Annotated in this window: 21 protein-coding genes and 5 pseudogenes; 6 read left to right on the forward strand and 20 right to left on the reverse strand. The window is 57.5% G+C overall.

What is annotated here, in order from left to right; all coding sequences use genetic code 11:
• Positions 1-5: 5 nt before the first annotated feature.
• The 5 genes from P6U16_RS24020 to P6U16_RS24040 form a co-directional block, all read right to left on the reverse strand.
• A complete protein-coding gene (locus tag P6U16_RS24020) occupies positions 6-701 on the reverse strand; it encodes a hypothetical protein (RefSeq protein ID WP_277704759.1) in 696 nt (231 codons plus the stop codon).
• 11 nt (positions 702-712) lie between these two features.
• The gene (locus P6U16_RS24025; protein WP_277704760.1) at positions 713-1,822 is read right to left on the reverse strand and encodes a GNAT family N-acetyltransferase; all 1,110 of its coding nucleotides are present in this window, start codon (positions 1,820-1,822) and stop codon (positions 713-715) included.
• Positions 1,823-1,951: 129 nt separating this feature from the next.
• Positions 1,952-3,022 (reverse strand): hypothetical protein, encoded by a 1,071-nt coding sequence (locus tag P6U16_RS24030; RefSeq protein WP_277704761.1) that lies wholly within the window; start codon positions 3,020-3,022, stop codon positions 1,952-1,954.
• Positions 3,012-3,902 carry a ThiF family adenylyltransferase gene (locus P6U16_RS24035; RefSeq protein ID WP_277704762.1) on the reverse strand — a complete coding sequence of 297 codons (891 nt, stop codon included), beginning with the start codon at positions 3,900-3,902 and terminating at the stop codon, positions 3,012-3,014. The genes P6U16_RS24030 and P6U16_RS24035 overlap by 11 nt, the downstream gene beginning before the upstream one ends.
• Entirely contained in the window at positions 3,899-4,855 is a 957-nt protein-coding gene (locus P6U16_RS24040; protein WP_277704763.1) for a hypothetical protein, read from the reverse strand. The genes P6U16_RS24035 and P6U16_RS24040 overlap by 4 nt, the downstream gene beginning before the upstream one ends.
• 471 nt (positions 4,856-5,326) lie before the next feature.
• On the opposite strand from P6U16_RS24040, the gene P6U16_RS24045 reads away from it, so the two are divergent.
• Together P6U16_RS24045 and P6U16_RS24050 are read left to right on the forward strand one after the other, a co-directional pair.
• Positions 5,327-5,791, forward strand: a complete 465-nt coding sequence (locus P6U16_RS24045) for a mobile mystery protein A (RefSeq protein WP_277704807.1) — start codon at positions 5,327-5,329, stop codon at positions 5,789-5,791.
• Complete coding sequence (locus tag P6U16_RS24050; protein WP_277704764.1) at positions 5,788-6,384, forward strand: mobile mystery protein B; 597 nt, start codon at positions 5,788-5,790, stop codon at positions 6,382-6,384. The genes P6U16_RS24045 and P6U16_RS24050 overlap by 4 nt, the downstream gene beginning before the upstream one ends.
• Positions 6,385-6,494: 110 nt before the next feature.
• Here P6U16_RS24050 and P6U16_RS24055 read toward each other — a convergent pair.
• Both P6U16_RS24055 and P6U16_RS24060 read right to left on the reverse strand, forming a co-directional pair.
• Positions 6,495-8,125: pseudogene (locus tag P6U16_RS24055) on the reverse strand (GMC family oxidoreductase).
• A gap of 184 nt (positions 8,126-8,309) precedes the next feature.
• Positions 8,310-9,107: an alpha/beta hydrolase gene (locus P6U16_RS24060; RefSeq protein WP_277704765.1), complete on the reverse strand. Its 798-nt coding sequence runs from the start codon at positions 9,105-9,107 to the stop codon at positions 8,310-8,312.
• Between the two features lie 143 nt (positions 9,108-9,250).
• Between P6U16_RS24060 and P6U16_RS24065 the strand changes: the two genes are divergently transcribed.
• Positions 9,251-9,718 carry a MarR family transcriptional regulator gene (locus P6U16_RS24065; RefSeq protein ID WP_277704766.1) on the forward strand — a complete coding sequence of 156 codons (468 nt, stop codon included), beginning with the start codon at positions 9,251-9,253 and terminating at the stop codon, positions 9,716-9,718.
• A gap of 28 nt (positions 9,719-9,746) precedes the next feature.
• Here P6U16_RS24065 and P6U16_RS24070 read toward each other — a convergent pair whose 3' ends face one another.
• Both P6U16_RS24070 and P6U16_RS24075 read right to left on the reverse strand, forming a co-directional pair.
• Positions 9,747-10,526, reverse strand: a complete 780-nt coding sequence (locus P6U16_RS24070) for an SDR family oxidoreductase (RefSeq protein WP_277704767.1) — start codon at positions 10,524-10,526, stop codon at positions 9,747-9,749.
• Positions 10,523-10,852, reverse strand: a complete 330-nt coding sequence (locus P6U16_RS24075; RefSeq protein ID WP_277704768.1) for a nuclear transport factor 2 family protein — start codon at positions 10,850-10,852, stop codon at positions 10,523-10,525. The genes P6U16_RS24070 and P6U16_RS24075 overlap by 4 nt, the downstream gene beginning before the upstream one ends.
• A gap of 137 nt (positions 10,853-10,989) precedes the next feature.
• Between P6U16_RS24075 and P6U16_RS24080 the strand changes: the two genes are divergently transcribed.
• Positions 10,990-11,886, forward strand: coding sequence for a LysR family transcriptional regulator (locus P6U16_RS24080; protein WP_277704769.1), 897 nt, complete (start codon positions 10,990-10,992; stop codon positions 11,884-11,886).
• Positions 11,887-12,163: 277 nt separating this feature from the next.
• On the opposite strand, the pseudogene P6U16_RS24085 reads toward P6U16_RS24080, so the two are convergent.
• The 7 genes and pseudogenes from P6U16_RS24085 to P6U16_RS24115 all read right to left on the reverse strand — a co-directional run.
• Positions 12,164-12,262, reverse strand: a pseudogene (locus P6U16_RS24085) (cold-shock protein); the annotation flags it as partial.
• 175 nt (positions 12,263-12,437) lie between these two features.
• On the reverse strand, positions 12,438-12,887 hold the full coding sequence (locus tag P6U16_RS24090) for a Rid family hydrolase (protein WP_277704770.1): 450 nt from the start codon (positions 12,885-12,887) through the stop codon (positions 12,438-12,440).
• A 115-nt stretch (positions 12,888-13,002) separates the two neighbouring features.
• On the reverse strand, positions 13,003-14,604 hold the full coding sequence (locus tag P6U16_RS24095; RefSeq protein WP_277704771.1) for an MFS transporter: 1,602 nt from the start codon (positions 14,602-14,604) through the stop codon (positions 13,003-13,005).
• Complete coding sequence (locus P6U16_RS24100; protein WP_277704772.1) at positions 14,601-15,044, reverse strand: DoxX family protein; 444 nt, start codon at positions 15,042-15,044, stop codon at positions 14,601-14,603. The genes P6U16_RS24095 and P6U16_RS24100 overlap by 4 nt, the downstream gene beginning before the upstream one ends.
• Positions 15,045-15,212: 168 nt before the next feature.
• Positions 15,213-17,195: an amidohydrolase gene (locus tag P6U16_RS24105; RefSeq protein ID WP_277704773.1), complete on the reverse strand. Its 1,983-nt coding sequence runs from the start codon at positions 17,193-17,195 to the stop codon at positions 15,213-15,215.
• Positions 17,195-17,482 (reverse strand): XapX domain-containing protein, encoded by a 288-nt coding sequence (locus tag P6U16_RS24110; RefSeq protein ID WP_277704774.1) that lies wholly within the window; start codon positions 17,480-17,482, stop codon positions 17,195-17,197. The genes P6U16_RS24105 and P6U16_RS24110 overlap by 1 nt, the downstream gene beginning before the upstream one ends.
• A gap of 166 nt (positions 17,483-17,648) precedes the next feature.
• The gene (locus tag P6U16_RS24115; protein ID WP_277704808.1) at positions 17,649-18,326 is read right to left on the reverse strand and encodes an isochorismatase family protein; all 678 of its coding nucleotides are present in this window, start codon (positions 18,324-18,326) and stop codon (positions 17,649-17,651) included.
• Between the two features lie 285 nt (positions 18,327-18,611).
• On the opposite strand from P6U16_RS24115, the pseudogene P6U16_RS28540 reads away from it, so the two are divergent.
• Both P6U16_RS28540 and P6U16_RS24135 read left to right on the forward strand, forming a co-directional pair.
• Positions 18,612-20,537 (forward strand): annotated as a pseudogene (locus P6U16_RS28540) (PAS domain S-box protein).
• Positions 20,527-21,146 (forward strand): annotated as a pseudogene (locus tag P6U16_RS24135) (response regulator). The pseudogenes P6U16_RS28540 and P6U16_RS24135 overlap by 11 nt, the downstream one beginning before the upstream one ends.
• Before the next feature lie 201 nt (positions 21,147-21,347).
• On the opposite strand, the gene P6U16_RS28545 reads toward P6U16_RS24135, so the two are convergent.
• The 4 genes and pseudogenes from P6U16_RS28545 to P6U16_RS24150 all read right to left on the reverse strand — a co-directional run bounded on the left by P6U16_RS28545 (position 21,348) and on the right by P6U16_RS24150 (position 23,267).
• Positions 21,348-21,587, reverse strand: a complete 240-nt coding sequence (locus P6U16_RS28545) for a hypothetical protein (protein WP_349017749.1) — start codon at positions 21,585-21,587, stop codon at positions 21,348-21,350.
• Positions 21,557-22,162, reverse strand: a complete 606-nt coding sequence (locus P6U16_RS24140) for a hypothetical protein (protein ID WP_349017750.1) — start codon at positions 22,160-22,162, stop codon at positions 21,557-21,559. The genes P6U16_RS28545 and P6U16_RS24140 overlap by 31 nt, the downstream gene beginning before the upstream one ends.
• A gap of 39 nt (positions 22,163-22,201) precedes the next feature.
• A pseudogene (locus P6U16_RS24145) lies at positions 22,202-22,624 on the reverse strand (nuclear transport factor 2 family protein).
• Positions 22,625-22,643: 19 nt separating this feature from the next.
• On the reverse strand, positions 22,644-23,267 hold the full coding sequence (locus P6U16_RS24150) for a pyridoxamine 5'-phosphate oxidase family protein (RefSeq protein WP_277704777.1): 624 nt from the start codon (positions 23,265-23,267) through the stop codon (positions 22,644-22,646).
• Positions 23,268-23,290 lie beyond the last annotated feature (23 nt).

Raw genomic sequence — 23,290 nt, forward strand, 5'->3', positions numbered from 1 at the left:
ACGACCTACAAGCGCCAATTGGTCGAGCGCTGGAAAGATTGGATCCGAAAGCACAAGCCCTGCCCCCAGGCTTCCAGTCGGCCAAGGCCCAAGGCTCTGGCATTGAGGCCGTCCCGATCCCATTGCGGATGGGAACCGGACAGGCGCATCCACTGCAGCAGTTCCCGCCGAAAGGCAGAGTAACGGAAGAAGGTGAGGCTGGCGCGATCGTTGAGAGTGGCGAGTTCGCCAATGCCCAGTTGATGGGTCACCAGCGTCACGGAGGGATCGTCGGCCAAAACGCCGGCAAGTGCTGCACACTGCATTTTATCCGCCTGCGAGAAAAGCCCGCGAAAGGTCGATCGTTCCGGCAGATGAATGGCAAGCGGGTGAGCGGCTGCACCAGCGCGAAACACCAGACGGACGGCAATGTCCAAACCGCCGACCGGGCTTTTGTCTCCTTCTGCCGGCTGTTCCAGCGCGACCAGCGACAGCCCGTTCTGCGAACAGGCAAGCATCGTGCCTTCGACAGCAGCCCCGGCACTGACGCCCATGTCGCGGCGCTGCGGATCGCCCGACCTCAGCCACCGGGCCGGATCGGTCAAAATCCAGATCGAGCCGTCAGCGGAAAAGTGCCAGCGCACCGGCTGGGTGTTGTGAACGCTCGGCGCAAGGCTGGCGCGGGCGACGATCGAATACCGGTCATCGGGGGAAAGGAACATCACCGGCGGCCTCAGGACAGGGTTTTGCGAAAGAGATGCTGCCGGTGCTGCGGCCGAGCGCCGGCCTTCTCCGTCTGGCGCAGGCTTGCAGTATTTTCATCGGCGATCCACGTTCCACCGACAGTCAGATACCCTGCCGCCTTCATGGCAGAGACGACCTTGTAGAGCATCAGTGGATTGAGCCCGATAGACTGGAACTCCGGTGCTACGCCCTGAAAGATGATGACTGCCCGCGTCCGGTTCATCCGGTGGCGCAGGAAGTGCCAGGGCGTCGTCCAACCGAGCTTCGAGCCGATCGAGCGCAGGAACGGATTGAGATCGGGGATGGCGATGACGGCTCCAGCCGGCTTGCCCTTGTGATGGACGACGCTCGAAATACGCGGGTCCATAATCCACTTCATTTCCTTGGCCTGGAAGGCAAACTCTTCCTGCGTCTGGGCGACGAACATCGGATTGTCGATGAACGAGGCATTGAGAACCGCACGCGCATCCTCCAGCCGGGGCATCAAGGTCTTGCCGGTGATCGGGGCAAAGGTGAAATCCGGGTTCGACAGGAGCGTCTTCTGGCGTTCTCCGAGCAGCATGGCCGGATCGACGCGCGTTATGTCCGTCTCGAACGTCGTCATCGGAAATTCGCGGCCGTAGCCGTTGGCCTCCAGAAAGCCGGCAATCCAGGGCGCGCTGTAGACGAAATCGGTATAGGGCGCATGCTCGAAACCGCCGGTCGTCACCCCGATCTGCTGCATGGCGGTCAGATTGAAGTTTCCAGCGATCTGGTCGAGACCCTTCTGGCTGGCCCAGCGCTCGGCAGCTTCGAGCAGCAGCGAAGCGGCGACCGGATCATCGGCGCAATCGAAGAAACCGAAATAGCCGAGTTTCAGGCCGAATTTCCGGTTGGAGGCGTCATGGATATGGGCAGTGATGCGGCCAACCGGCCTGCCGCTGCGATAGGCTGCGAAAAAGGTGAACTGATCATCAGACGTGAACAGGGGATTGACGCCTGCGGTCAGAAACCGGCGCAGATCGCTTTTCATCGGCGAGACATAGGGACTTTCGGGCGGATAGGCGTTGAAAGCTGCCGTAAAGAACGCCTCGAAATTGCGCTCCTTAATTTCAAGCATGCCGTTCTCCCCGTGAAATCAAAGATGCCATGCGCTGGACTGCCTGCAACTCGATCCGGGTACCCGGCGTGACCGCAAGTGCGGGCATGTTGAGGACAACCAGTTGGAGGGGTGCCTCGCGCGTCAGCATCACGTAGGTTGCTTCGTAGCGATCGAGGAGCGATTGCAGCTGCTCGCCGGCGTCGGTGCTGGAATGGGCCATCGAGCGGACATCGGCAGCCGACAGCACCGGGTGCCGGCCAAAATCTCCCGCAGTCCCATGTCGTCGAAATCCTCCAGTTCTCTGCCCTCGACAATGAGCGCGCCATCGACCAGCAAATGGTCACGCAATCCCGACAGAAAGCGGGCCGCGCTTCCGGTATCGCCCTGCGCAAGATATTTGAGCAGGGAGGCGCGGCGATCTTCGGCGCGAAGCGACATGCTGTCATTGCAGATCATGGCAACAAGCAGAACACTCAACGTAATGGCGATAGCCTGGACCGTTCCGGCCAGCCCCTGATCGGCGATTACAGCCAGCGCCCAACCGGACGCTCCAGCGGCAACGACCAGCACGGCGAAAGAGGTGAGCGTGTCGCGATGGGTGACATGCGGCCGACCGACGCCAATGCCAAGCCAGCACATGGCGAGAATAGCAATACCTGCTAGGCGCACTGGAACATCGAAGCCTTCGAAGCGAAAGTCGGTCACGATGGTGGGCACGATGATCAACAAGGATAGGCCAATCCGCTCGATCGTCTTGTTTTCTGCTGCAGACAAAGTGGATTTATCGCGGGTGGCGACAAGAACGCCGATAGCGATGAAGGTCAGGAGCTGGAACAGGAAGAGCAGAATGTAGGGGATGTTGCCAACGAGCATCGACGGCAGCAGTGCCACGACGAAGAACAAGGCTGCGCCGCCGGAGACAAAGACCTTCAACGGAAACGGTGCATGCCGGCGCATCAGCCCTTCGGTAATCAGCAACGCTGCCAGCGGGACCGTTCCGGCGGCGGCAACGGTGATGTACACAGCCAGCGAGCTGTCGTAGAGCCAGCTAAAAACGCGGGCCAACATGACCACGGCAACGACGGACAGGCCAAAGCGGAAGCGTGAATAGAGTGGGTCGCCGCGATCGCGACCGCGCAGGACGAGGATGAAGAAGACCAAGCCCACAAAGGCGCTGAGCGAGACGATGCTGTCGGCGATGATCTGATTATCTCGCATCTTGCGTGGTCCCGGTGACGAGTTTGCGCAGGAAACGATTGACCAGCGGTCGCATCAGCGCCGTCACCAGCGCATTGCGTGGATGCTCCGTCCGCGCCGTGTAGGGATTGAAGAACCAGCCGCGATGATCGGTGGGGCTAGGACGACCGACAATGTGTCCCGTCGCTTCATATGCCATCAGCATACCGGTGGTGATCACCATCGGAGCGAAGGACATTCGGCTGCGGCGGCCGGCCGCCACCTCGCCGGCGAGATCGAGGTCGATATAGTGCCGCGAGGTTGAATGCAGCACCACATGGGCAGCCTCGCAGAGGAAGGCCTCGGTGCGCTGGTCCGTCGTCAGGGCGTCCCACGCCGTGCCGATGGTCGGAAATCCAAGCCGCTCTTCTGGCATCGGCGCACCCGCACGCGTCACATAGATCGACGGAAGCGGTGAGGCATAAGCATCGATGACCGTTTTTCCCAGCGTCCGGGCGGTGCGATACAGAAGTAGAGAAGCGCCGAGATCGTCGGTTCCGTTGATGACGATGTCGCTGCGGCCAATGGATTCGATAACATGATCGGGCCAGTTTTCCCGGTACACAGTGATGTCCATCTCCGGGTTGATGGTCATGCAGAGATCACGGGTGGCTTCGGCCTTGTGCTGGCCGATTGTATCGCGGAAGGCAAAGACCTGCCGGTTGAGATTGGAAATCTCGAAGCCGTCAAGATCGCAAAGGATCAGCGAACCGACACCGGCGCGTGCCAGCGCCATGACGGCGGCCCCACCCATGCCGCCATTGCCGCATACGAAGACTGTCGCTTCCTTCAGCCGCTGTTGCTCGCCTGGCGTCACGAAACCGATGTTGCGTGTGGTAAATTCGGTGTAGGAAAATGTCATCTGCGTTCCTTCCACGGCCGCAATATGCCCCATTCGTTGCTTGGATTGACCCAATAGAGCACTGGCAAGGCAATCCGTTGCAGCAGGATAAGTGCGCTTGAAATTGCAAGAGCGGCCAGCGAACCACGCGGGACGGACTTGACCAGGAAGATTTTCGCGGCCTTCAGATCGATCTTCCCGAGCTGCAGGAAATCGTCTCCGCGCGCATAGTCCAGTTTCTCCGCGCAGAAGAGATTATAGGCCGCATCGCGGTGCTTTGGAGCAGCGTCGAAGGTCTTTTTCAGATCGTCGGATCCACCGGTATAGGCATTGGTGAAGACGAACTCGCTTTCGTCGAAACCGGCTTCCGGCCCGACGCCGAAAACGTGGCGCTGGGTCTGCGATATTTGTCGCGCCAGAAGAAGGTGATTGAAACTGCGCCGCGCCCCGAGCTTCGGCGAAGGATACACATCTGAAAAAATCTCGCTAACCATGCCTGCAACCGCCGGCACCTGAGTTACGTTAGAGATCCATAGGGGGCGGAATTGGTTGCGTAGGAAAAGGAAAAAGCACGTCAACCCGTAGAGAACCCAGCTCAGTCCCTGGCTGCGGACCTCTGGATCCACCATCACGAGCCCTAGGTGCAGGACGCGCGTTCGCTTGCCGTTGAGCTTCAACTCCATCAGGGCCAGCGCGTTGAAAGCCACAGGTTTTCCTGTTCTCCGGTCATAAACGACGGTAATGACCGTGTCCTTGAGACGTTCCCGGTCGGAAGAGAAAACCCCATAAGTCAGGGACCCGGCGGTGAGCGTTTTGGCAGCGATTGTTCGCAGATCGCCGCATAGACTATCCAGATCGGCGGCGCTCATCCAAAGGCCAGGACGTTCGACGATGCGCGATGTGAAGTCTGCACCCGCCTGCATGCGAAAATTGAGGTTCCTCTGCGACAAGGAACGGAGATAGGCGCCGATCATTCATGTCTCTCCTGCTCGGTAGAGACTTAAAGCTCAAAAGCTAATTTTTGCTGAGATTGTAATGGACCATGATAAATCGCGGCACGCACGGACAATCGTCGGTTCGAACCCTAGCTACTTAACAGATTCGAACTTTCGACCCTGTTATTTGTCGTGGAGAGCAAACAACTCAAGTGCGCCAGTTTGGAGAGGTCGGTCCTCGCGAACGATCGTCCCTATTCCGGTCGTAGCCGCTGTTCGTCCAAGCCGAAGAAAGACCGCCTGAGGGCGTGGCATCGGGAAGCTTGGAAGGAAAATATCGACGGTCAATCAATCACTAGTCAGACTACGGGATGATTTTTAGGCACGACTCCCAGATCAAAGACTGATATTGATACTCATAACTCATACTGAAAGCTGATCTGTTCGCATTGATAATCAGCCTACATGCTGATAAAATATTCATCGTGGTCAGCTTACAGTCTGAGGTTAATGCATGAAAAGCGACAATCGAAAGAGGGGCGGCTGCGACTAGATGAAAGACTTCAAGCACTCCAACCTGTTGACCGGTTCAGGGCGCCTCCAAAGGGATGGGTGCGCGCAATACGCGACGCGCTCGGGATGACGGGCGCGCAGCTCGGCACACGCATTGGCGTGCGACCTCAAACTGTTGAAGCCATCGAGAAGTCGGAAGCCGCAGGCACGATCCAACTCGACACCTTACGTCGCGCAGCTGAGGCGCTGGATTGCACGCTCGTCTACGCCCTCGTTCCAAACAGTTCACTTGAGGCAGTCATCGAGGCGCGCGCGCGGAAAATCGCAACGCGCGAGCTTCAGCGCGTCGCGCATACGATGCGGCTCGAAGCTCAGGGCACGGGCGATTCGGACTTCGAATCTCGCGTCCAAGCATACATTCGCGACAGACTCTCCGAGCGCGGCCTCTGGAACGAGACATGACGGACCTATTTCGGGAGCCTGAGGACGCCACACCCCTTCAGCCAAATGAGCGCGAGGGACTGCTTCAGACATGGATAACACACCGTCGCGACCTCAACGAAGCGGAACAAGAAAACATTGTAGAAGGTGCGGCTTGGGTGCGCGGCCGCCGGCGGATATCGCTTGAGCGAATGCTCAACGAAGACTTCATCAGAACACTGCACAAGCGGATGTTCGGAGATGTCTGGGCGTGGGCCGGCACCTTCCGAACGACGGAGCGCAACATCGGCGTCGGGGGTTACAGTGTCGGAGCGGAGCTTGCAGGCTTGTTGAGCGACATCCGTTACTGGATCGAGCACGAGACATTTCCGCCGGATGAGATTGCGATAAGGTTCCACCATCGCCTAGTCGCGATCCACCCGTTTCCGAATGGAAATGGCCGCCACGCTCGCCTGACGGCCGACCTTCTGATCGAACGTCTTGGCGGCGAGCGTTTCAGTTGGGGCAGCAGCAGTCTGGGCGACGTCGGCGAATTACGCGCTCAATACGTCGCAACCCTGCGTGCAGCAGACAATCATGATATAGCGCCGCTGCTGGAATTCGCGCGCACCTAACAGGCGCCGCCTCGTTCGCCTTGACCCAATTCGAACCGTCGTCCCGACACTGCGCAAAAAGCTCAGCTGCCCGCTTATGCTGGCCGCTGAGCTCCACATAAACCACTTCATCAATTGGACTGAGTGAGTCCTCCGATCAAGTTTGGAAGACTATGCGTCGTCCGAATGAGATCAGCTGCCCGCTCCCCAATGACAACGCAGGGCGCCATCGTGTTGCCGGTGGTAATACGCGGCATGATCGACGAGTCTGCGATGCGAAGGCCATCGATGCAGTAGACCTTAAGCTCGTTGTCGACCACCGACATGCTGTCGCGTCCCATCTTGGCTGTGCAGGATTGATGCCAGTAAGTGACGGCCGACTTGCGAATGAAATCGATCATGCCTGATCGATCTCTCGGGCCAGGCGCAGTTTCGCCGCTGACGAGTGGCATAAAACCATCGCTATTGCCGAGTTCGCGACATAATTCCACCGCCGTCAAGGCGGCCGCCATGTCTTCTGGCGCGCTGAGAGAATTCGGTTCGATCAGGATCGGGTCATTGGTATTGGGGCCGGAAAGCCGCAATCGACCACGGCTTTTCGGCTGGGCGAGACCGTTAAACATCGTCCAGCCATGTTCCGGCGTTTCGAGGCCCGTCTCGATCGGTGACGGCACGGAGAACTCCAACTGGCACTGAAGAATGTCCGGCTGGGAAAGACGCGCGTCGCTTTTCCAGTAGAGTTTTGCTTCGCACCCGCTACCACCGACGGCTTCTGGTTTTCGATAGGCCCAGGTGCAGCCGAATGCGAGATGATCCTGATGATTGCGCCCAACGCCAGGTAGGTGCTGAACGACCGGAATACCGTGGGCCTGCAGCTCATCTTCCGGACCGATGCCTGACTGCATCAACACTTTCGGCGTGTTGATCGCACCAAGCGACAGCACCGTCTCACAACGCGCCGTGAACTGACGGCGCTCGCCATCGACAAGAACCTCGACCCCCGTCACGCGCTTGCCATCGAAGATCAGACGCGTGACCAGCGCGTCGGTCAGCACCGTCAGATTTGGCCGCGACATGAGCGGACGGACATAGGATCCAAAGACAGACTGCCGCTTCCCATCCCGGATCCGCAGCTCGGCGATAGATGCGCCGCCCGGGCCCTCCATCATTTTACCGTTCGGACTATCGTAGACGGGAATGCCGATGGTAGATGCCGCACTTAACAAGGCCTCTGCGATCGGTTGGGGCGCCTGCGGCTGCGCTACATAGGCCGGTCCTCCCACGCCGCGACGCGTTGGGTCCGGAGCGCCCTGCCAATCTTCGATCCGGCGATAGTAGCCAAGGATAGACTGATAGCCCCACGCGTCATCGCCGGCTTCAGCGGCAAAGTGGTCCCAATCTCCCTTGTGTCCTCTGGCCCACACCATGACATTGATGCTCGAACCGCCACCGAGCCCTTTGCCCATGCTGAGAGGAAGACGTCGACCGTCCAGGCCAGGTGCCGGTTGCCCGACAAAGCCCCAGTCCCGGCTCGAGCCGAGATTGAGCGGCCACTGCGCAGGGTTTGTAACAGTCTCGGCCGCATCGTCTCCCCTGCCTCGAGCAGCAGGACGCTTGCGTTTCCATCCTCTGCCAGTCGCGCGGCAACAACGGAGCCGCTGGACCCTGCGCCGCAGACGATGAAGTCGAAAACATCACCGACATCGCTCTGAGGAATGGACGGATTTTCGGGTGAATTCTGTTCATGACTATTTAGCTTCACGTGGTTACCTCCGTGAATGTATTGAGAGAAAGGTTCTCTGGATGCCGGTGCGAAGCCGCGCAATGGATGTCATTTAGAGATCGAGCGATCTTTTACGTGTTCGTTTTGACCCTACCGCGACGGTTTCGTCGGACTTTACTTGTTGTCATCGGGAAGATGGACCGTCCCGATGACTTGGCGTCCATCACTGCTTCTTCGCCGAGACGGCTTTGGCGGCCTGGTCAATTGCATCGGCGACGACCTTCGGCTGCGTCATGAACAGGGCGTGGCTTGCCGAAACCTTGGTGATCTTCGCCTTGATGCGCTCTGCCATGTGGATCAACATGGCCTGATCGAATGCCTTGTCTTCGGTCGCGATCACGGCCCAGCTTGGCTTTGTACGCCAAGCAGCGTTTTCGAGCTTCGTGCCAAAGGCCGACATGTTGATCGGCACCTGAGAAGAGCTCATGAACGCGGCTTCTGCATCGCTGACGTCGTGCGCGAAACCGGCCTTGAACTTTGCCGGACTGACATAGCCAAAACCATCCTTTGTCGTCTCGATGACGAATTCCGATGCGGGGGCAAAGCCTTCGTATTGCTGTGCCGTCGTCTCGCCTGCATCTGGAGAAAGAGCGGAGACATAGACGAGGCCTGCAACCTTCGGATCGATGCCGGCCTCAGTGATGACCGTGCCACCCCAGGAATGTCCGACGAGAATGACCGGACCATCTTGCCGCTCGAGCGCACGCTTGGTGGCAGCAACATCGTCTGAAAGGGATGTCAACGGGTTCTGCACGATGGTGACGCGATAGCCGCGTTTGGTCAGATTGTCGTAAACACCCCTCCAGCCGGACCCGTCGGCAAACGCGCCGTGAACCAGAACGACGTTTTTGATGGATTGATCTTTAGGAATAATGTCGGCGGCGTTGGCCGCCGGCAGCGCAATCGACAGTGTGGCTGCAACTGCGACTGCGGAAATGGTGGTGATGGACCTGCGTGTCATAACTTTCTCCTCAATAATTGCGATAACCATTATCGCGATATCAATTTACTGGCAGATTCCCGATTACACGTCAACCATAATTGTTATCGCGATATTGGTTTTCGTGATAAGTTCGATTATACGGCTGTCTACAGGAGTTCAAAATGACCCAACGCCATAACGATCCCCCGCCTCTGCACGACCAATTGTGCTATGCGATCTACACCGCCGGCATCGCAATCCAGCGCGCATACAAGCCCGTTCTCGATGAACTTGGACTAACCTATCCGCAATATCTCGTTCTTAACGTTCTCTGGGCGGAGGACGAGCAAACCGTGGTTTCTATTGCAGACCGACTTGCTCTCGAGTCCAGCACGATCACCCCGCTTTTGAAGCGCCTTGAAACGGCCGGGCACTTACGTCGGACGCGCAACGTGAACAACGAACGGCAGGTACTGGTTGGGCTGACAGACCAGGGCCGTGCGTTGCAACACAGGGCAGGCTGCCTCAGTGATACCTTGCTTGCAGCTTCGACGCAGACACCACCGGAACTCGCTGCGTTGAACCGCGACGTGCGGCATTTGCGTGACGCGATCTACTCCCAGATCGGCGGGTGGGACACACCCGCCTGACCTGCAATGGCGTGAGGTGCCCAAATGCTCAAGCGGTCGGCACGGTCCCGCCGTCAATCACGTGCTCGGTTCCGGTAACCGACGCTGCTCGATCCGATGCAAGGAATGCAATCAGATCGGCGACCTCTTCCGGTTTGGCCGGTCGTCCGAGCGGTATGCCGCCGAGCGAGTTCATGATCACCTGCACTGCGGCTTCGTACTCGATGCCGGCTTCCTTGGCGATGCGCAGGGCAAGACCATTGGCACCCGGATCGGCGATCCAACCGGGAGAGACCCGCACCACCCGGACGCCCTTCGGAGAAACCTCCTTGGAGATGCTCTTGCTGTAAGTGTTGAGAGCTCCCTTGGCCGAAGCATAGCCGGTCGTCGCCTCGGGTAGCGGAAGGTTTCTCTGGATCGACGTAACGTGGATGACGACACCGCTTCCCTGAGCGATCATCCCGGGAATGAGAGCGCGATCCAGTCTGACTGCCGGGAAGAAGTTGAGGTTGAACTCTTTCTCCCATTCGGCGTCGGTGAGCGCGGCAAAGCCGCCTGACGGGGCCGAAGAGCCGCCCAGCACGTTCACGAGGATGTCGAGGCCGCCGAGTTCTCGCTGCACCGCGTCAACGACGGTTTGAGCCCCCGTCGGGGTGGTCAGATCGGCTTCGACAAACGCCGCTCCCGAGAAGTCAGAGGGCTTCTTACGAGCGGTGGTCAGTACGCTGGCGCCGAGCTCCTTGAACAGTGCCACGGTTGCAGCGCCGGCGCCCGAGGTTCCGCCGGTGATCAGGGCGCGACGGCCCTGCAAGGTGAGAAACGGTGTCATACGATGATCTCCAGTTCGGCAACCTTCTCGTTCGAGAGGACGAAGAAGAAGCGCAGATCGATCGGGCTGCCCGGGAAGTCGCCAACGGCATGGGCCGTCACCTGGGTTTTCTCGTTTTCGGTGGTAATGAAGAAGGGTTCCACCGTGTAACTGTATTGCTGACCTTCATCAGCCATCCATGCGCGGATGGCATCACGGCCTCGGTGCGTGAGGCCTTTGTCTTTTACGATGCCGTTCTCGGTGAATGTGGCAGCGATCGCATCCGGGCTGCCTGTATGGTCGGCCTCGAAATACGCTTGGATGCCCTTGGGTAGTTTGATTGTCATTGGTTCCTCCAATCCTAATTCAGCCTCCGCCAGCTGAGGGCGCCGCCCCTTGAGAGGTCGATGAAGGCAATCTAAGGCAAGCCGGTTGACACGATAACTAGGATAAAGAAGGATGCGGAATCACGAAAAGAGGGATAATGACGCGTTCTGGTCTTGTCGATCTGGATGCCGTTCTCAGCATCGCGCGCCTGGGCTCGTTCAGGGCTGCCGCGCTTGAGCTCGGTATGTCCACCACAGCATTAAGCAATGCCGTTGCAAAGCTTGAGCAGCGTCTCGGCGTTCGCCTGTTCAACCGTACAACGCGTAGCGTCTCGCTCACCGACGCGGGAAAAATCTTTGCCGAGCGGGTTGGACCGGCAATGACGGATATCCACGATGCTATGCTCACTGTCCAATCTCTCCAGGAAACTCCGGCTGGCACATTGCGCATCAATGCCTTCGCGACAGCAGCACGCGAGGTGATGGAACCGCTCATATTGTCGTTCATGCAGCGCTACCCTCAGGTGAATATCGATCTGGTCACGGAGGGACGGATCGTCGACATTGTTGCGGCGGGGTTCGACCTGGGCTTGAGGCCGGCCGATCTGGTGCCGAGCGACATGATCGCCGTGTCGCTTGGTTTGAAGCGCAGCAATGCTGTTGTCGCATCACCAGACTTCCTGCGCACGCATGGCACGCCAACCGTACCAGCCGACCTGTATCGGTTTCGCTGCATCCGCGCGCGTCTTCCCAACAACGCGTTGTTTCGGTGGAAATTTGAAAAAGGCGGGAATGCTGTCCAGATCGATGTGCACGGCTCGATTACCCTCGACGAACCAAGCCTTGTCAGGATAGCGGCGCAAAATGGAGTGGGCCTGGGATACGTTATGGAGGCAGATGTGCGCGATGACATTGCGGCCGGGCGACTAGTGCGCGTTCTGGAGGACTGGACTCCCTCACTGGCGCCATTAGCTTTATACTACCCCGGCAGGAAGAATCCGCCGGCTGCGTTCAGCGCATTCATTCAAGCTGCCCGGGATTTTGCGAAGGGGTAGTCGACCGGTGCTTAAATCAATGTCTTTCTCGACATAGGAGATACCCACCTAACGTCATCCGTCTTGCTGGGAAGAACAGTCCGGAAAATGACTTTTATCCGGACAGCGCCCTGCATCCCGCGTACGCGGCCGCTCGCTGAGATTTTAGATGTTCGGAAAATCAAATGGCAGGAAATGGCCAAATCAAGAGGCGCAGTTACCGCCTTGAGCGGAATCGAACCGTCGGTTCCAGTTGTTTCAACTACTAAAGCATAGACCGATTTAAGCTGCTTGGAGATCAGACCGACATCTTGCTCGAGTTGTTGTCGCGCTCGAGTTCGTAGCCGCTCTTCTGCCCCTTAACAATTTCGCGCATTCCGGCGTATTCGACAGCCGAGCGATCCACGTCCAGCCGCTTGGCGCTGCTTCATAATGGCTGGAAGTGCCAGTCGGCAGAAGTCTGTAGATCGGCTCCAGCTGGGAGACGGCACCTCCCGTAACAATGGGAAGTTCGTAAGGCTGAAGTCCTATTTCGGCCACACACTCGCCCCTGCGCTGGGGACCCGTGCCCGTTAGATGATAACCACAGCGCGGAACGCAACTTCCACGAGTTGCTCACGGAACGCCAGTCCGGAAACCCCGATCAGGTTACTTGCCACTTGGGGCATCGCTGTTCCATACATCTCCTTTCGGACCTTCCCCGCCACCTCAAACGCTGCAGGGACATCTAGAACGTAAATTGTCTCTTCGACTACGTCGTCCAGCGTTGCCCCAAATCGCGCGAGGAGCGCAGTTGCATTTTTGTAAGTCTGCCTCATTTGCTCTTCTATTGCCGAAAAATCCACCGGTCTCCCGGCCGCATTCAACAGAGCCGGCGCAATCAGATTTCCTTGTTGGTCGTGGCTCAGCTGGCCGGAGAGATACACGGTATCCTTAACCTGTAAGGCCTGAGCATAACCGAACGCCGTTTCCCATGCGACACCGAAATTCTCGGTACGCTTTGCCGTGTGTAAATTGCTCATTGCGTTCACCTTTTTGTTGAGTGTTTGCCGCAGCGATCAGATCGCCACCACCTTCGATGGACTTTGCCGCCTTCGGCCGCATCCTAGTCGCTTAAAAATTGAGTCATGCATCGCATCACGTGGCTCTTGCCGGCTTGTTGATTGACAGCAGATGTCGAACGACCGGCTTTTCAGGACCAATGTGAAGGGCCAGGACCTTGCTCTGCAGGTCGGCATCCGCATTCGAGACGCGTTTATGCTGTCGCAGATGTTCCGCCCAGGATTCCACCATGAACCATTCGGCAATCTTCTCCGGGTCCGCGGGATCCTCGGTCACACCCCAGCCATAGGCGCCATCACGGCGGCGCTCGGACGACATCTCATCAAGGGCGTGCAGAAATTGTGTCCGGTTGTGTTTTGCGACGTGGTAGTCGATCAGGATCAGCACGGGGCCTCGATCATGCGCCACGGGTTTTGCAACCAGCGGCTCTGGCCAATGATTGGACGAGACGAGGTCCGCGTCGCCTGTCGGCAGCTTCACGCGGTGCATGATAAAGCCTGCGACCATCAGTCCGGCGGCTCCGATGAGGAGCGTTGCAGGTATGCCGACAGCTTCACCAACGGCGCCCCATCCCAGGCTGCCCGCCGTCATCGCGCCGTTGAAGACGGTGAGGTAAACCGCCAAGCCGCGACCTCTCACCCAGTTCGGCAGAACGGCCTGCGCTGCGCCATTCAGCGTTGTCAGAGCGGTGATCCACGACGCGCCGAGAAACAGCAGGATAACAACGGCCAGCCACTGCGGAGGCGCAAAGGAGAGCACACTCAAGACGAGGGCGGTGATGATGGCGGCACCCAGTAGGAGGGCATCTGAATCGATCTGTTCCCGCAGTTTCGGCATGATCAGCGCGCCACCGATGGCACCTGCGCCGACCGCGCCAAGAAGCAATCCATAGTAGCTTGCATTCCCGCCGAGAAGCTGGCGGGCGACGAGTGGAAGCAGCGCCCAGACAGCGCTGGCAAAGGCGAAGAAAATAGCAGCGCGCAACAACACCACATGAAGCGATTTGCTGGCGCGGGTATATCTGAGGCCAGCTCGGAACGCGCCGAAGAAGTTCTCGGACAAAGCGTCGTCGGCATTTTTGGCGCGCGGCCACCAGATAAGCGCCGCGATAACGAGTATGTAGCTGGCAACATCGGCACCATAGGTCACTGCCGCACCAAAGGCCGCAAGTAGCAGACCGCCCGCCGCAGGTCCGATGGAGCGGGCAATGTTAATGCCGAGGGAGTTGAGCGCAACAGCCCCCTTCACATCTTCGCGCGGCACAAGTTCAGGAACGATGGCCTGCCATGTCGGTCCCATCAGGGCAGCGCCGATGCCGCCCAGAAATGTCAGGCCGATCAATGCGCTGACCGATAGCATGCCGAAATAGGACAACGTCATCAGCGATATGCTGACGCTGGCAAGCAGAATCTGAATGGCAATCAGGAATTTGCGTCGATCGAGAATATCCGAGAGCACGCCCGCCGGGATTGCGAGAAGGAAAATCGGCAGCGTACCGGCGGCCTGAACAAGGGCTACGGCTGCGGGTGCGGCGGAAAGATCGGTCATCAACCAGGAACTGGCGACATCGCGCATGAAGCTGCCGGTGTTGCCCAGAACCGTTGCGGCCCAGAGAACTGCAAAGACAGGCTGGCGGAGCGGGGCAAAGCTTCCGCCCGTGGATGTGCGGGCGCTCAACACTTCGCTCCCTTGGCGATATCAAACGCGGCAACCAAGACGAATGCACCAGCAAGGCCGAGATGTTCGAAGAAGGCGTTGGTAGCCATCATGCGGTCCATGCCTGGCGCCATTTCCCAGAACCGGAGCGCGATGAATGTGGCAATCAGCGTGAAGTCTGCAAGCGCCAATGCTCCTGCCCAGCGCAGAACACCTGAGATTACCATGGCAGACGCCGTCAGCTCGAACACGATGACGACGACTGCAAAGACAGCGGCAGGATGCAAGCCAAAATGGTCCATCTCCGCCATCGCGCCATTGAAATCGAAGATCTTGGTCAGTGGTCCCTGAATATAGGCCGCGCAGAGCGCAAGCAGCGCAACGATGCGGACCGCTGGGGTTGCGATGATGCCCGCCAGACCTGATTTCACTCGATTGGTGGTATGTGTTTGGTAGGTCATGGCTGCTCCTGCAGGTTGGCCCCGTTTGATGGGCTGTCGTCTTGCGAGGGAGTGATATGGAGCCGAAACTTTGCCGCCAACAATTGCATCAATAGTCTCGATTTAATCGCATTTTTTGAATTATGAGAGCGAACGGGCTTCAATGCCCGTCCGCCAGAGTAGGGAAAATCACACCGCCCAGCACGCGCAACCAAGCGCCCCGAAGAAACCCTTGAGATCGGCAATCGGCAGCTTCGATGTCCATGCGCCTGCGTGGTCGTGACCGTGAACACCGCAGTCGCTGGCGCAACCGCACGAGGTGATGGCGGTGCGGCGCAGCGACCGTTGACCGGCACCCTCCGGTTCGCCCCAGGCGGCATAACCACCAAATTTGCGAACGGGAGACCAGTCCGGCATGGCTGGCGGCACGTTGTTTTCATCCAGTGCCTTGAAGTCACCGGAACCGTAGACGATCTTGCCACCGACCATGGTGAGGTCTGAGGTCAGGAACGAGATTTCATCTTCAGCGCAGGAGAAGAAGTCTTTATCCGGCACGACGAGGTCAGCGAACTGGCCCTTTTCAATGCGGCCTTTCTTGCCTTCTTCATTGGAAAACCAAGTAACCTTTTCCGTCCACATGCGCAGCGCGGTTTCACGGTCCAGGCAGTTTGCACGCGGATAAAGCTGCATGCCGCCAACGGTCTTGCCCGTTACCATCCACGATAGCGACACCCACGGATTATAGGAGGCGACGCGGGTGGCATCGGTACCGGCCGAGACATGGACGCCCTTGTCCAGCATTCTGCGGATCGGAGGCGTTGCTTCGGCCACGCCGTGGCCATAACTCTTGGCAAAATATTCTCCCTGGTAGGCCATGCGATGCTGGGTGGCGATGCCGCCGCCAAGCGCTGCGATACGGTCGATGGAGCGATCCGAAATCGTCTCGGCATGATCGAAGAACCAGTTCAGGCCCTCCAGCGGAATGTCCTTGTTGACCTTTTCGAAAACGTCCAGCGCGCGGGTGATTGTTTCGTCATAGGTGGCGTGTAGCCGCCATGGCCATCGGTTTTCGGCCAGAACGCGCACCACCTCTTCCAACTCGCCTTCCATTTCCGGGGCCATTTCGGGTCTCGGCTGGCGGAAGTCCTCGAAATCGGCTGCGGAAAACACCAGCATTTCGCCCGCGCCATTGTGGCGAAAGTAATCATTGCCTTGCTTGTATTTGACCGAGGACGTCCATTTGAGAAAGTCCTCTTTCTCTTCCTTCGGCTTCTGCGTGAACAGATTATAAGCCAGACGAACCGTCATCTGGTTTTCGTCGGAAAGCTTCTGGATGACGTCATAGTCGTCCGGGTAATTCTGAAAGCCACCGCCCGCATCGATGACGCCGGTGATGCCATGCCGGTTCAGTTCCCGCATGAAATGGCGCGTAGAATTGATCTGATACTCCAGCGGCAGTTTCGGCCCCTTTGCCAGCGTCAAATAAAGAATGCCTGCATTCGGTTTGGCGAGAAGCAACCCTGTCGGATTGCCGTTGAGATCGCGCGCAATCTCACCACCCGGTGGGTTGGGCGTATCCCTGTTGTAGCCAACGGCGCGAAGGGCGGCACCATTGAGAAGCGCCCGGTCGTAGAGGTGCAGCAGGAACACCGGCGTGGCGGGTGCGATCGCGTTGATTTCTTCAATTGTCGGAAGGCGCTTTTCCGCAAACTGGTGTTCGGTGAAGCCGCCGACCACGCGCACCCACTGCGGGGCAGGCGTCATCTCAACCTGCCGTTTGAGCATATCCATGGCATCGGCCAGTGAGCGAACGCCATCCCACCGCAGTTCCATGTTGAAGTTCAAGCCACCCCGCACGACGTGTGTGTGGTTGTCGATCAGGCCCGGCAGAACGCCCTTTCCCTTGAGGTCGATAATTTTCGTATCCGGCCCCGCAAGCGCCATGACGTCGCCATCGCTACCGACTTCCGTGAAGAGGCCATCCTTGATGGCGATGGCCGTCGCATTGGGATTGGCGCGGTCGAGTGTCGTTACGCGACCATTATGAAGGATGATATCGGGATGCACGGTGTTTGCTCCAGTCGAATTGGAAGCCGCGGCCTTGGCCGACAAGAAGAGGTTCGACAAAGAAAGGCTTGAAGCCCCACCCAGGAACGTGCGGCGCGTCGCCATCAGCTTTGTCCGCCGGTCGTGCCATCGTGGGATACGATGTCGACCGGGGCTTGTCCGCCCTTGGGCATATGGCCGAACATGTGCGGCTTGATGTGGGTGAGCCATGAAACAGCAGCTGGCTCCTTCGCCCATATCGTCTTTGCAAGCGGCACGATCTGCTCTCCGACAAGAATGCCGAGAAGACCGGCCAAGGCGATCACTGGTGGTGCGGGTGAACGCACGTTGAGAAGCCCGTAAATGATCCCGACGAGAAGGCCGACGGCGAGCGACAGCAGGTAGATTTTCATGGCTGAGACCTTCGATGGGGGAAGAACAGCTCTGTTGGCCACCATCGGTGGAACGAGAGACTTTCCTGCGGGCTCATTAGGCACTGAAATTTTGAAAGGGTTTCTATTTGCTGCACATTAGAGTGAGCGGGCTGGAACCAATTCCCGCTCACAATCAGTCGTCCGGTCAGCCCGCATTCCTGGCAGCGTCCTGAGCCCTCTGATAACTCTCGATCACAGCCGCATAGTTCGGTGCTGCCATCGCATAAAGCTGGGCGAGGTCTCCGGCCTCTGGACGAGCCCAGGTGCGGTGGAGTTCTGACAAGAGCGAATTTGCGGATGTCGGCTTCACTCCGCCTTGCACAAAGCGAGCTAATGAAACTCGAGACGCCATTTCACTGGGGTCGCCTGAGGCATCCATTACCGCATATACTTCGTAACCCGCTGCCCGTGCATCGAGTGCGGGGAACATCACGCATACGCTTGTCCAGACGCCAGCCATCACGAGTGTTTTGCGGCCAGTCGCCGTTACTACGCCGACGAAATCGTCGTTGTCCCAGGCGTTAACTTCACCTTTACGCGGAACGTAGACGGCGTGCGGCGCGTATTCATGAATTTCCGGCATAAGCGGGCCGTTGCTGCCGCCAGGCTCCGAAGCCGTTGTGATGACAGGAATGTCGAGGAGTGTAGCTAGTTTGGCAATCATCGCCACGTTTCTGCGGAGATCAGCGACTGCGATATCTTTTACAGTCTGAAACAAACCAGACTGATGATCAAGCAAGAGGATCACCGTATCGGACGGATCAAGCAGGGTTGCGCCACCGCCCGAGGGAAGGATGCTGGATTTGTTGGCTGAGAGTGTCATCATCATTCTCCATCTTGTTTCGTCGTGCGGCTGCAATTGGATGAATGCCTAGCGCACCCATTGTCGTAGGTGGTCCAAAACGATCCATACAAGCATCGCCTGATTTTCGGAACGGTGACCTAGATGCCTTATGTGCAACTCATCCAATCGCTTAGCTTATGACTAAAGCGCATTTGGGTTGTTCTCAATTGCGATCAAGGTCTCGTGCGACTAGACGAACGGATTGAAAAATAGACCTTCGTCTATGAATCTCGGCTAACGCAGTCCAGTGGAAAAGCGTAGTTTATGAGAACACGAGCAGCGGGGGATTACTTGAAAAATCAGACGAACTTCGACACGATCATCGACCTGATCCCTGCGATGGCTTGGTCGACGACTTCTGATGGGATGCTGGATTTTGCAAATCAGCACTTCCTTGATTTTATCGGCATGCCGCTTGCAAACATCGCAGGGGAAAATTTCTACCGCCTGTTTCATCCCGACGACGTCGCCCATTTGGGCGCCGAGTGGCAGCGCATTATGTCGTCCAAAACGGGAAAGGAAGTCGAAGGCCGCCTCAGACGCGCGGATGGCGACTATCGCTGGTGCTCTCTTCGACAAAAGCCTCATCTCGATTCCGGAGGCAATGTTTTGAAGTGGTACGGTGTCGTTCTTGATATCGAAGATCGCAAACAGGCCGAGAATGCTCTTATGGAGACGAAATCGGCACTGGCGGCCAGCGAAGAAAACCTCAGGCTCATCATCAATTCGCTGCCGGTTCTCGTATGGTCGGCGCGACCTGATGGAAGCGCGGATTTTGTGAATCAGAGTTGGCTTGACTATGCCGGGCTGCCCGCAGATCAAATCCTCGAATGGGGCTTTCTGGACCTGTACCATCCCGATGATATCCCGGAGATGGTGGAGATTTGGAAGCGAGACCTCGAACACTCAGACCACACACAGCTGAAAGGGCGCATTCGTGGCAGAGATGGGGAATACCGCTGGTTCTATTTCTCGGGCCGGAAGCTTACCGATGCGAATGGCATAGTGCGCTGGTTCGGCGTTAACATCGACATTGAAAACTTGCAATGCGCGGAAAACGCTTTGCGCGAGAGCGAGGCAGCACTCAGAGAGAGTGAGCACAAGTTAAACCTCATCATCAATACGATCCCTGCCATGGCTTGGTCCTGCACGCCGGATGGGCGGCTGGAGTACTGGAACAAGATTTTCATCGATTTTGTGGGCCTCATGATCGAAGACCTCCAGGGGTTCGGCTTCTACCGTGTGTTTCATCCCGATGACGTCGACCGTATGCGCGTGAGTTGGGAGCAAATCGTTGCTACGAAGCACCCCCATCCAGTTGACGCCCGTATCAGACGGTTCGATGGCGAATATAGGTGGTTCAACCTGCAGCAAAGCCCCTCCTTGATGCGGACGGAAATGTGGTGCGGTGGTATGGCGTCGTTGTAGATATCGAGGATCGCAAACGCGCGGAAGAGTCGCTTCGCCAAAGCCAAAGCGATCTCGCGCACGTGACCCGTTTGACCACGATCGGGGAGCTGGCCGTCTCGATAGCACACGAGATCAACCAGCCGCTTATGGCGATTGTTACCAATGCCGGGACCTGCTTGCGCTGGCTTCAAGACGGACATACTGACCTTGGGCAAGCCCGGCAGGCGGCGGAGCGCGTCGTGCATGATGGGCACCGCGCCGGCGAGATTGTCTCCAGCATACGCGCGATGGCTCAGAGATCGCCGGTGCGTATGGAGAGGACCGACTTTACCAGAGCTCTTCGTGACGTGCTTTTCCTTCTGCGGGAAGAGCTGCAATCCCGAGGCTTACAGGTCGTCACGGATCTTCCGTCAGACCCCGTCTATGTCTTGGGAGATCGCACGCAGCTACAGCAGGTCCTGCTTAATCTGATAATGAACAGCGCTGAAGCAACGCCTCCTGGCGCAGATGCATTGATCAGGGTCAAATGCACGCAGCGTCCAGGGGTGAAGTTGAAATTAATGTTTCAGATACGGGGGAAGCTATCCCCCTGCACAGCTCGACCGGGTATTTGAGGCGTTCTACACCACGAAACCTGACGGCATCGGGATGGGCCTTTCTATCTGCCGCTCTATCGTTGAGGCCCATGGAGGGCGCATCTGGGCTACATCCAGTCATCCACGCGGGAGCTCATTCAACTTCACACTCTCCAGGTTCAAGGACGCGCCCATTGATCGATGACAGGAAGAACAGACGGCCCACTGTCATCATCATTGATGACGATCAAAGCGTCCGCGAAGCTCTCAAGGGGCTGTTTGAGTCCGTGGGCCTAAGCGCTGAAACACACGGCTCCGTAAAAGAGTTCCTAGCAGCAGACGATCCCGAAAAAGCCGGTTGTATCGTTTTGGACATCCGACTTCCTGGCCAAAGCGGACTTGAGTTTCAGGAGGAGTTAGCAAAGAGCAATCTTCCTCGGTCCGTCGTGTTGATTAGCGCTCACGTCGATGTGCCCATGGCGGTGCGGGCGATGAAGGCGGGCGCCATAGACGTTCTTAGCAAACCGGTTCGGGAACAAGATCTGTTGGAAGCCGTCAACCGCGCGATCGCTCGTGACGCCGCTCGTCGAGAGGAAAAACACTGAACGCGGCCACCCGATCAAGATATTTGACGCTGACGGAGCGTGAGCGCCAAATAATGGCTTTGGTGATCGTCGGTAAACTTAATAAGCTGATTGCGGCAGAGCTTCAAATTGCTGAGCCAACGGTGAAGCTTCACCGGGGCCACATGATGCGGAAAATGAAGGCAACTTCAGTCGCTCATTTGATCAAAATGGCTGACGAACTTTTGTAACTCAAGCTCAATGGAAATGACCGGCGTTAAGCGGGAACACGTTTCGCGACGGCGCAAAATGGCCATGCGGCGCGAGCAGCCGTCTTGACGATCTGCCGGCAACCTTGTTCACATCGGCCGATGTTTAAGGCCGCAAACTTTGCAGATCACTATCGACGAAATCGAGCCGAGCGACCGAGCCCATCAGACAAGATTTCCATCTCACAACTTGAAGTTCTTCCGGTGAAATGCCTGCCGGAAGCCTACTTTCCTGAGGTTATCAAAGGAAATGTTCCCTTCTCCAACTACAGGTGCCAATGTCTCAACGGCAAATGTCGACACCCCGTTGCCGAGCCCATGTTCGATACGGCTTTTAATCAGGGCTTTTTGAACGCCGCGATTTCGTGACTCCGGAACTGTAGTGCCGCCGCCTAACCATGCGTAGGTATCCGACTGATACATGGCGGCCGTCCCGACTGGATAGTCGCCATCCAAAGCGAAAAACACGACCAGCCCACTTTTCCAACGATTGCTGCCCACAACCTCGTCAGGGTCGAGGGAAAGTTAAAGCCTTTGCACACCATCGATCCGAAGAGCGCAGCTTCCTCAACATGAACGAGTCGCGTTCGGAAAGAGTTGGGCTCCGAAAGGTTCGCTAATGAGCCGTCGTAGACAAGCTTCGCCCAGCCGACACCGTATTCAAGCAGACCCTTGGCGAGGATCCAATCTTTAGTTCCGGCTGTAGCGCGGTCCATATTTACCTGAAAAAACCGGTTTCCGGTCTTCCCATTCATCCACCCATAGGCTTCCTCAAGATCATTCACCGAGTTCAGTCCCAATACACGGTTCAGACCGATGGCCGGCGCGCTTGGCAGCGTTATTGCGCATCCACCGTTGATGGGCAGGCATTCAAAATGCTCTTTGGACTTGAGCGTTGCTGGTGAGACATTGTACAGATCGACGAAGGCTTTGACCTCGATAGCCTCTTCGTCTGCCGGATATGAACGTTGTGAAAAGTGCGAATTCAAAATGACCATGCCGACGTCTTTGACTGATGGAGATGGAAACGAGGTCGATCAGAAACCAAGCTCGCAGAGCCCCGGGTGGTCGTCGGGCCGACGACCGAGCGGCCAGTGAAAGCGACGGTCTTCCTCGCGGATCGGCAGGTCGTTAATGCAGGCGTATCGCTTGCGCATCAGGCCACTATCATTGAATTCCCAGTTCTCGTTGCCGAACGATCGGAATTATGCAAACCTGACAGCAATCCTGTTGCCATCGAACGCCCACAGCTCCGTGATCAGACGGTAATTGAGCTCCCGCCGCCATTTCCCCGTGAGAAAAGCAACGATTGCCTCACGACCATTGACGAATTCGGCGCGGTTACGCCACTGACTATTAACCGTGTACGCCAACGCGACCTTGCCCGGGTCCCGGCTATTCCAGCCATCTTCCGCAAGCCGCACCTTTTCGGCAGCAGTCTCTGATGTAAACGGGGGCAGAGGCGGTTTTGAGCGTCGGTCATTCGGATCTTCCTTCTAATCTTGCCCTCAACGCTGCATTTTCAGCTTCCAGCTGTTGCAGCTTCTGGCGAAGCGGCGCGACTGCTTGCTCAACCTGCTGTTCGGTGTAGCGGGGGATGATGTGCTGGGGACAGTTCCAGTCGTATGCTTCGAGCCGGAGCTTGAATATCCGCTCTGCACGGCCCCTATACGTCGGATCGGATACGAGGTCCGTGAGCGATTGGTCGGCGTCGAGCGTCAGCCGCTCGACGTGGACATAGACTTTGAGCCGGGTCCGTCGGACATAGTCCATGAGAAACAGACAGGCGCGGTCGTTTGCTGCAAAATTCCCTGCGCTGATGTACTGGCGGTTTCCGCGATAGTCGGCAAATGCCATCGTTTGCGGATCGACAACCTTGAGGAAACCGATTTTCCCACCGCGATGTTGAACATACGGCCAACCCGTCTCTGACACAGACGCGATATAGAAGCTGTCGCGCGTCGCGATGAAAGCGATTTCGTTCTCCGTCAAAGTATCCGAAGGCCGATCGTTCTCGCCCAGCCATATCTGGTCCACCCCCATATCCGCCTGCGCGGCTCGGACGCTTTGCGTCACGGCGACTTCCAGAAAGTGGTACGGCATACCTCGTCTCCATACTCAAGCAG

This window comes from Rhizobium sp. 32-5/1 (assembly GCF_029537235.1).
GTDB lineage: Bacteria > Pseudomonadota > Alphaproteobacteria > Rhizobiales > Rhizobiaceae > Pararhizobium.

Excerpts from the sequence above, each read along its gene's own strand:
- P6U16_RS24115 (WP_277704808.1), bottom strand. The coding sequence starts at position 18,326 with ATGACACTCTCAGCCAACAAATCCAGCATCCTTCCCTCGGGCGGTGGC.
- P6U16_RS24065 (WP_277704766.1), top strand. The coding sequence starts at position 9,251 with ATGACCCAACGCCATAACGATCCCCCGCCTCTGCACGACCAATTGTGC.
- P6U16_RS24090 (WP_277704770.1), bottom strand. The coding sequence starts at position 12,887 with ATGAGCAATTTACACACGGCAAAGCGTACCGAGAATTTCGGTGTCGCA.
- P6U16_RS24040 (WP_277704763.1), bottom strand. The coding sequence starts at position 4,855 with ATGATCGGCGCCTATCTCCGTTCCTTGTCGCAGAGGAACCTCAATTTT.
- P6U16_RS24070 (WP_277704767.1), bottom strand. The coding sequence starts at position 10,526 with ATGACACCGTTTCTCACCTTGCAGGGCCGTCGCGCCCTGATCACCGGC.
- P6U16_RS24075 (WP_277704768.1), bottom strand. The coding sequence starts at position 10,852 with ATGACAATCAAACTACCCAAGGGCATCCAAGCGTATTTCGAGGCCGAC.
- P6U16_RS24045 (WP_277704807.1), top strand. The coding sequence starts at position 5,327 with ATGCATGAAAAGCGACAATCGAAAGAGGGGCGGCTGCGACTAGATGAA.
- P6U16_RS24035 (WP_277704762.1), bottom strand. The coding sequence starts at position 3,902 with ATGACATTTTCCTACACCGAATTTACCACACGCAACATCGGTTTCGTG.
- P6U16_RS24050 (WP_277704764.1), top strand. The coding sequence starts at position 5,788 with ATGACGGACCTATTTCGGGAGCCTGAGGACGCCACACCCCTTCAGCCA.
- P6U16_RS28545 (WP_349017749.1), bottom strand. The coding sequence starts at position 21,587 with ATGTATCAGTCGGATACCTACGCATGGTTAGGCGGCGGCACTACAGTT.
- P6U16_RS24150 (WP_277704777.1), bottom strand. The coding sequence starts at position 23,267 with ATGCCGTACCACTTTCTGGAAGTCGCCGTGACGCAAAGCGTCCGAGCC.
- P6U16_RS24020 (WP_277704759.1), bottom strand. The coding sequence starts at position 701 with ATGTTCCTTTCCCCCGATGACCGGTATTCGATCGTCGCCCGCGCCAGC.
- P6U16_RS24060 (WP_277704765.1), bottom strand. The coding sequence starts at position 9,107 with ATGACACGCAGGTCCATCACCACCATTTCCGCAGTCGCAGTTGCAGCC.
- P6U16_RS24030 (WP_277704761.1), bottom strand. The coding sequence starts at position 3,022 with ATGCGAGATAATCAGATCATCGCCGACAGCATCGTCTCGCTCAGCGCC.
- P6U16_RS24110 (WP_277704774.1), bottom strand. The coding sequence starts at position 17,482 with ATGAAAATCTACCTGCTGTCGCTCGCCGTCGGCCTTCTCGTCGGGATC.
- P6U16_RS24105 (WP_277704773.1), bottom strand. The coding sequence starts at position 17,195 with ATGGCGACGCGCCGCACGTTCCTGGGTGGGGCTTCAAGCCTTTCTTTG.
- P6U16_RS24025 (WP_277704760.1), bottom strand. The coding sequence starts at position 1,822 with ATGCTTGAAATTAAGGAGCGCAATTTCGAGGCGTTCTTTACGGCAGCT.
- P6U16_RS24100 (WP_277704772.1), bottom strand. The coding sequence starts at position 15,044 with ATGACCTACCAAACACATACCACCAATCGAGTGAAATCAGGTCTGGCG.
- P6U16_RS24140 (WP_349017750.1), bottom strand. The coding sequence starts at position 22,162 with ATGGTCATTTTGAATTCGCACTTTTCACAACGTTCATATCCGGCAGAC.
- P6U16_RS24080 (WP_277704769.1), top strand. The coding sequence starts at position 10,990 with ATGACGCGTTCTGGTCTTGTCGATCTGGATGCCGTTCTCAGCATCGCG.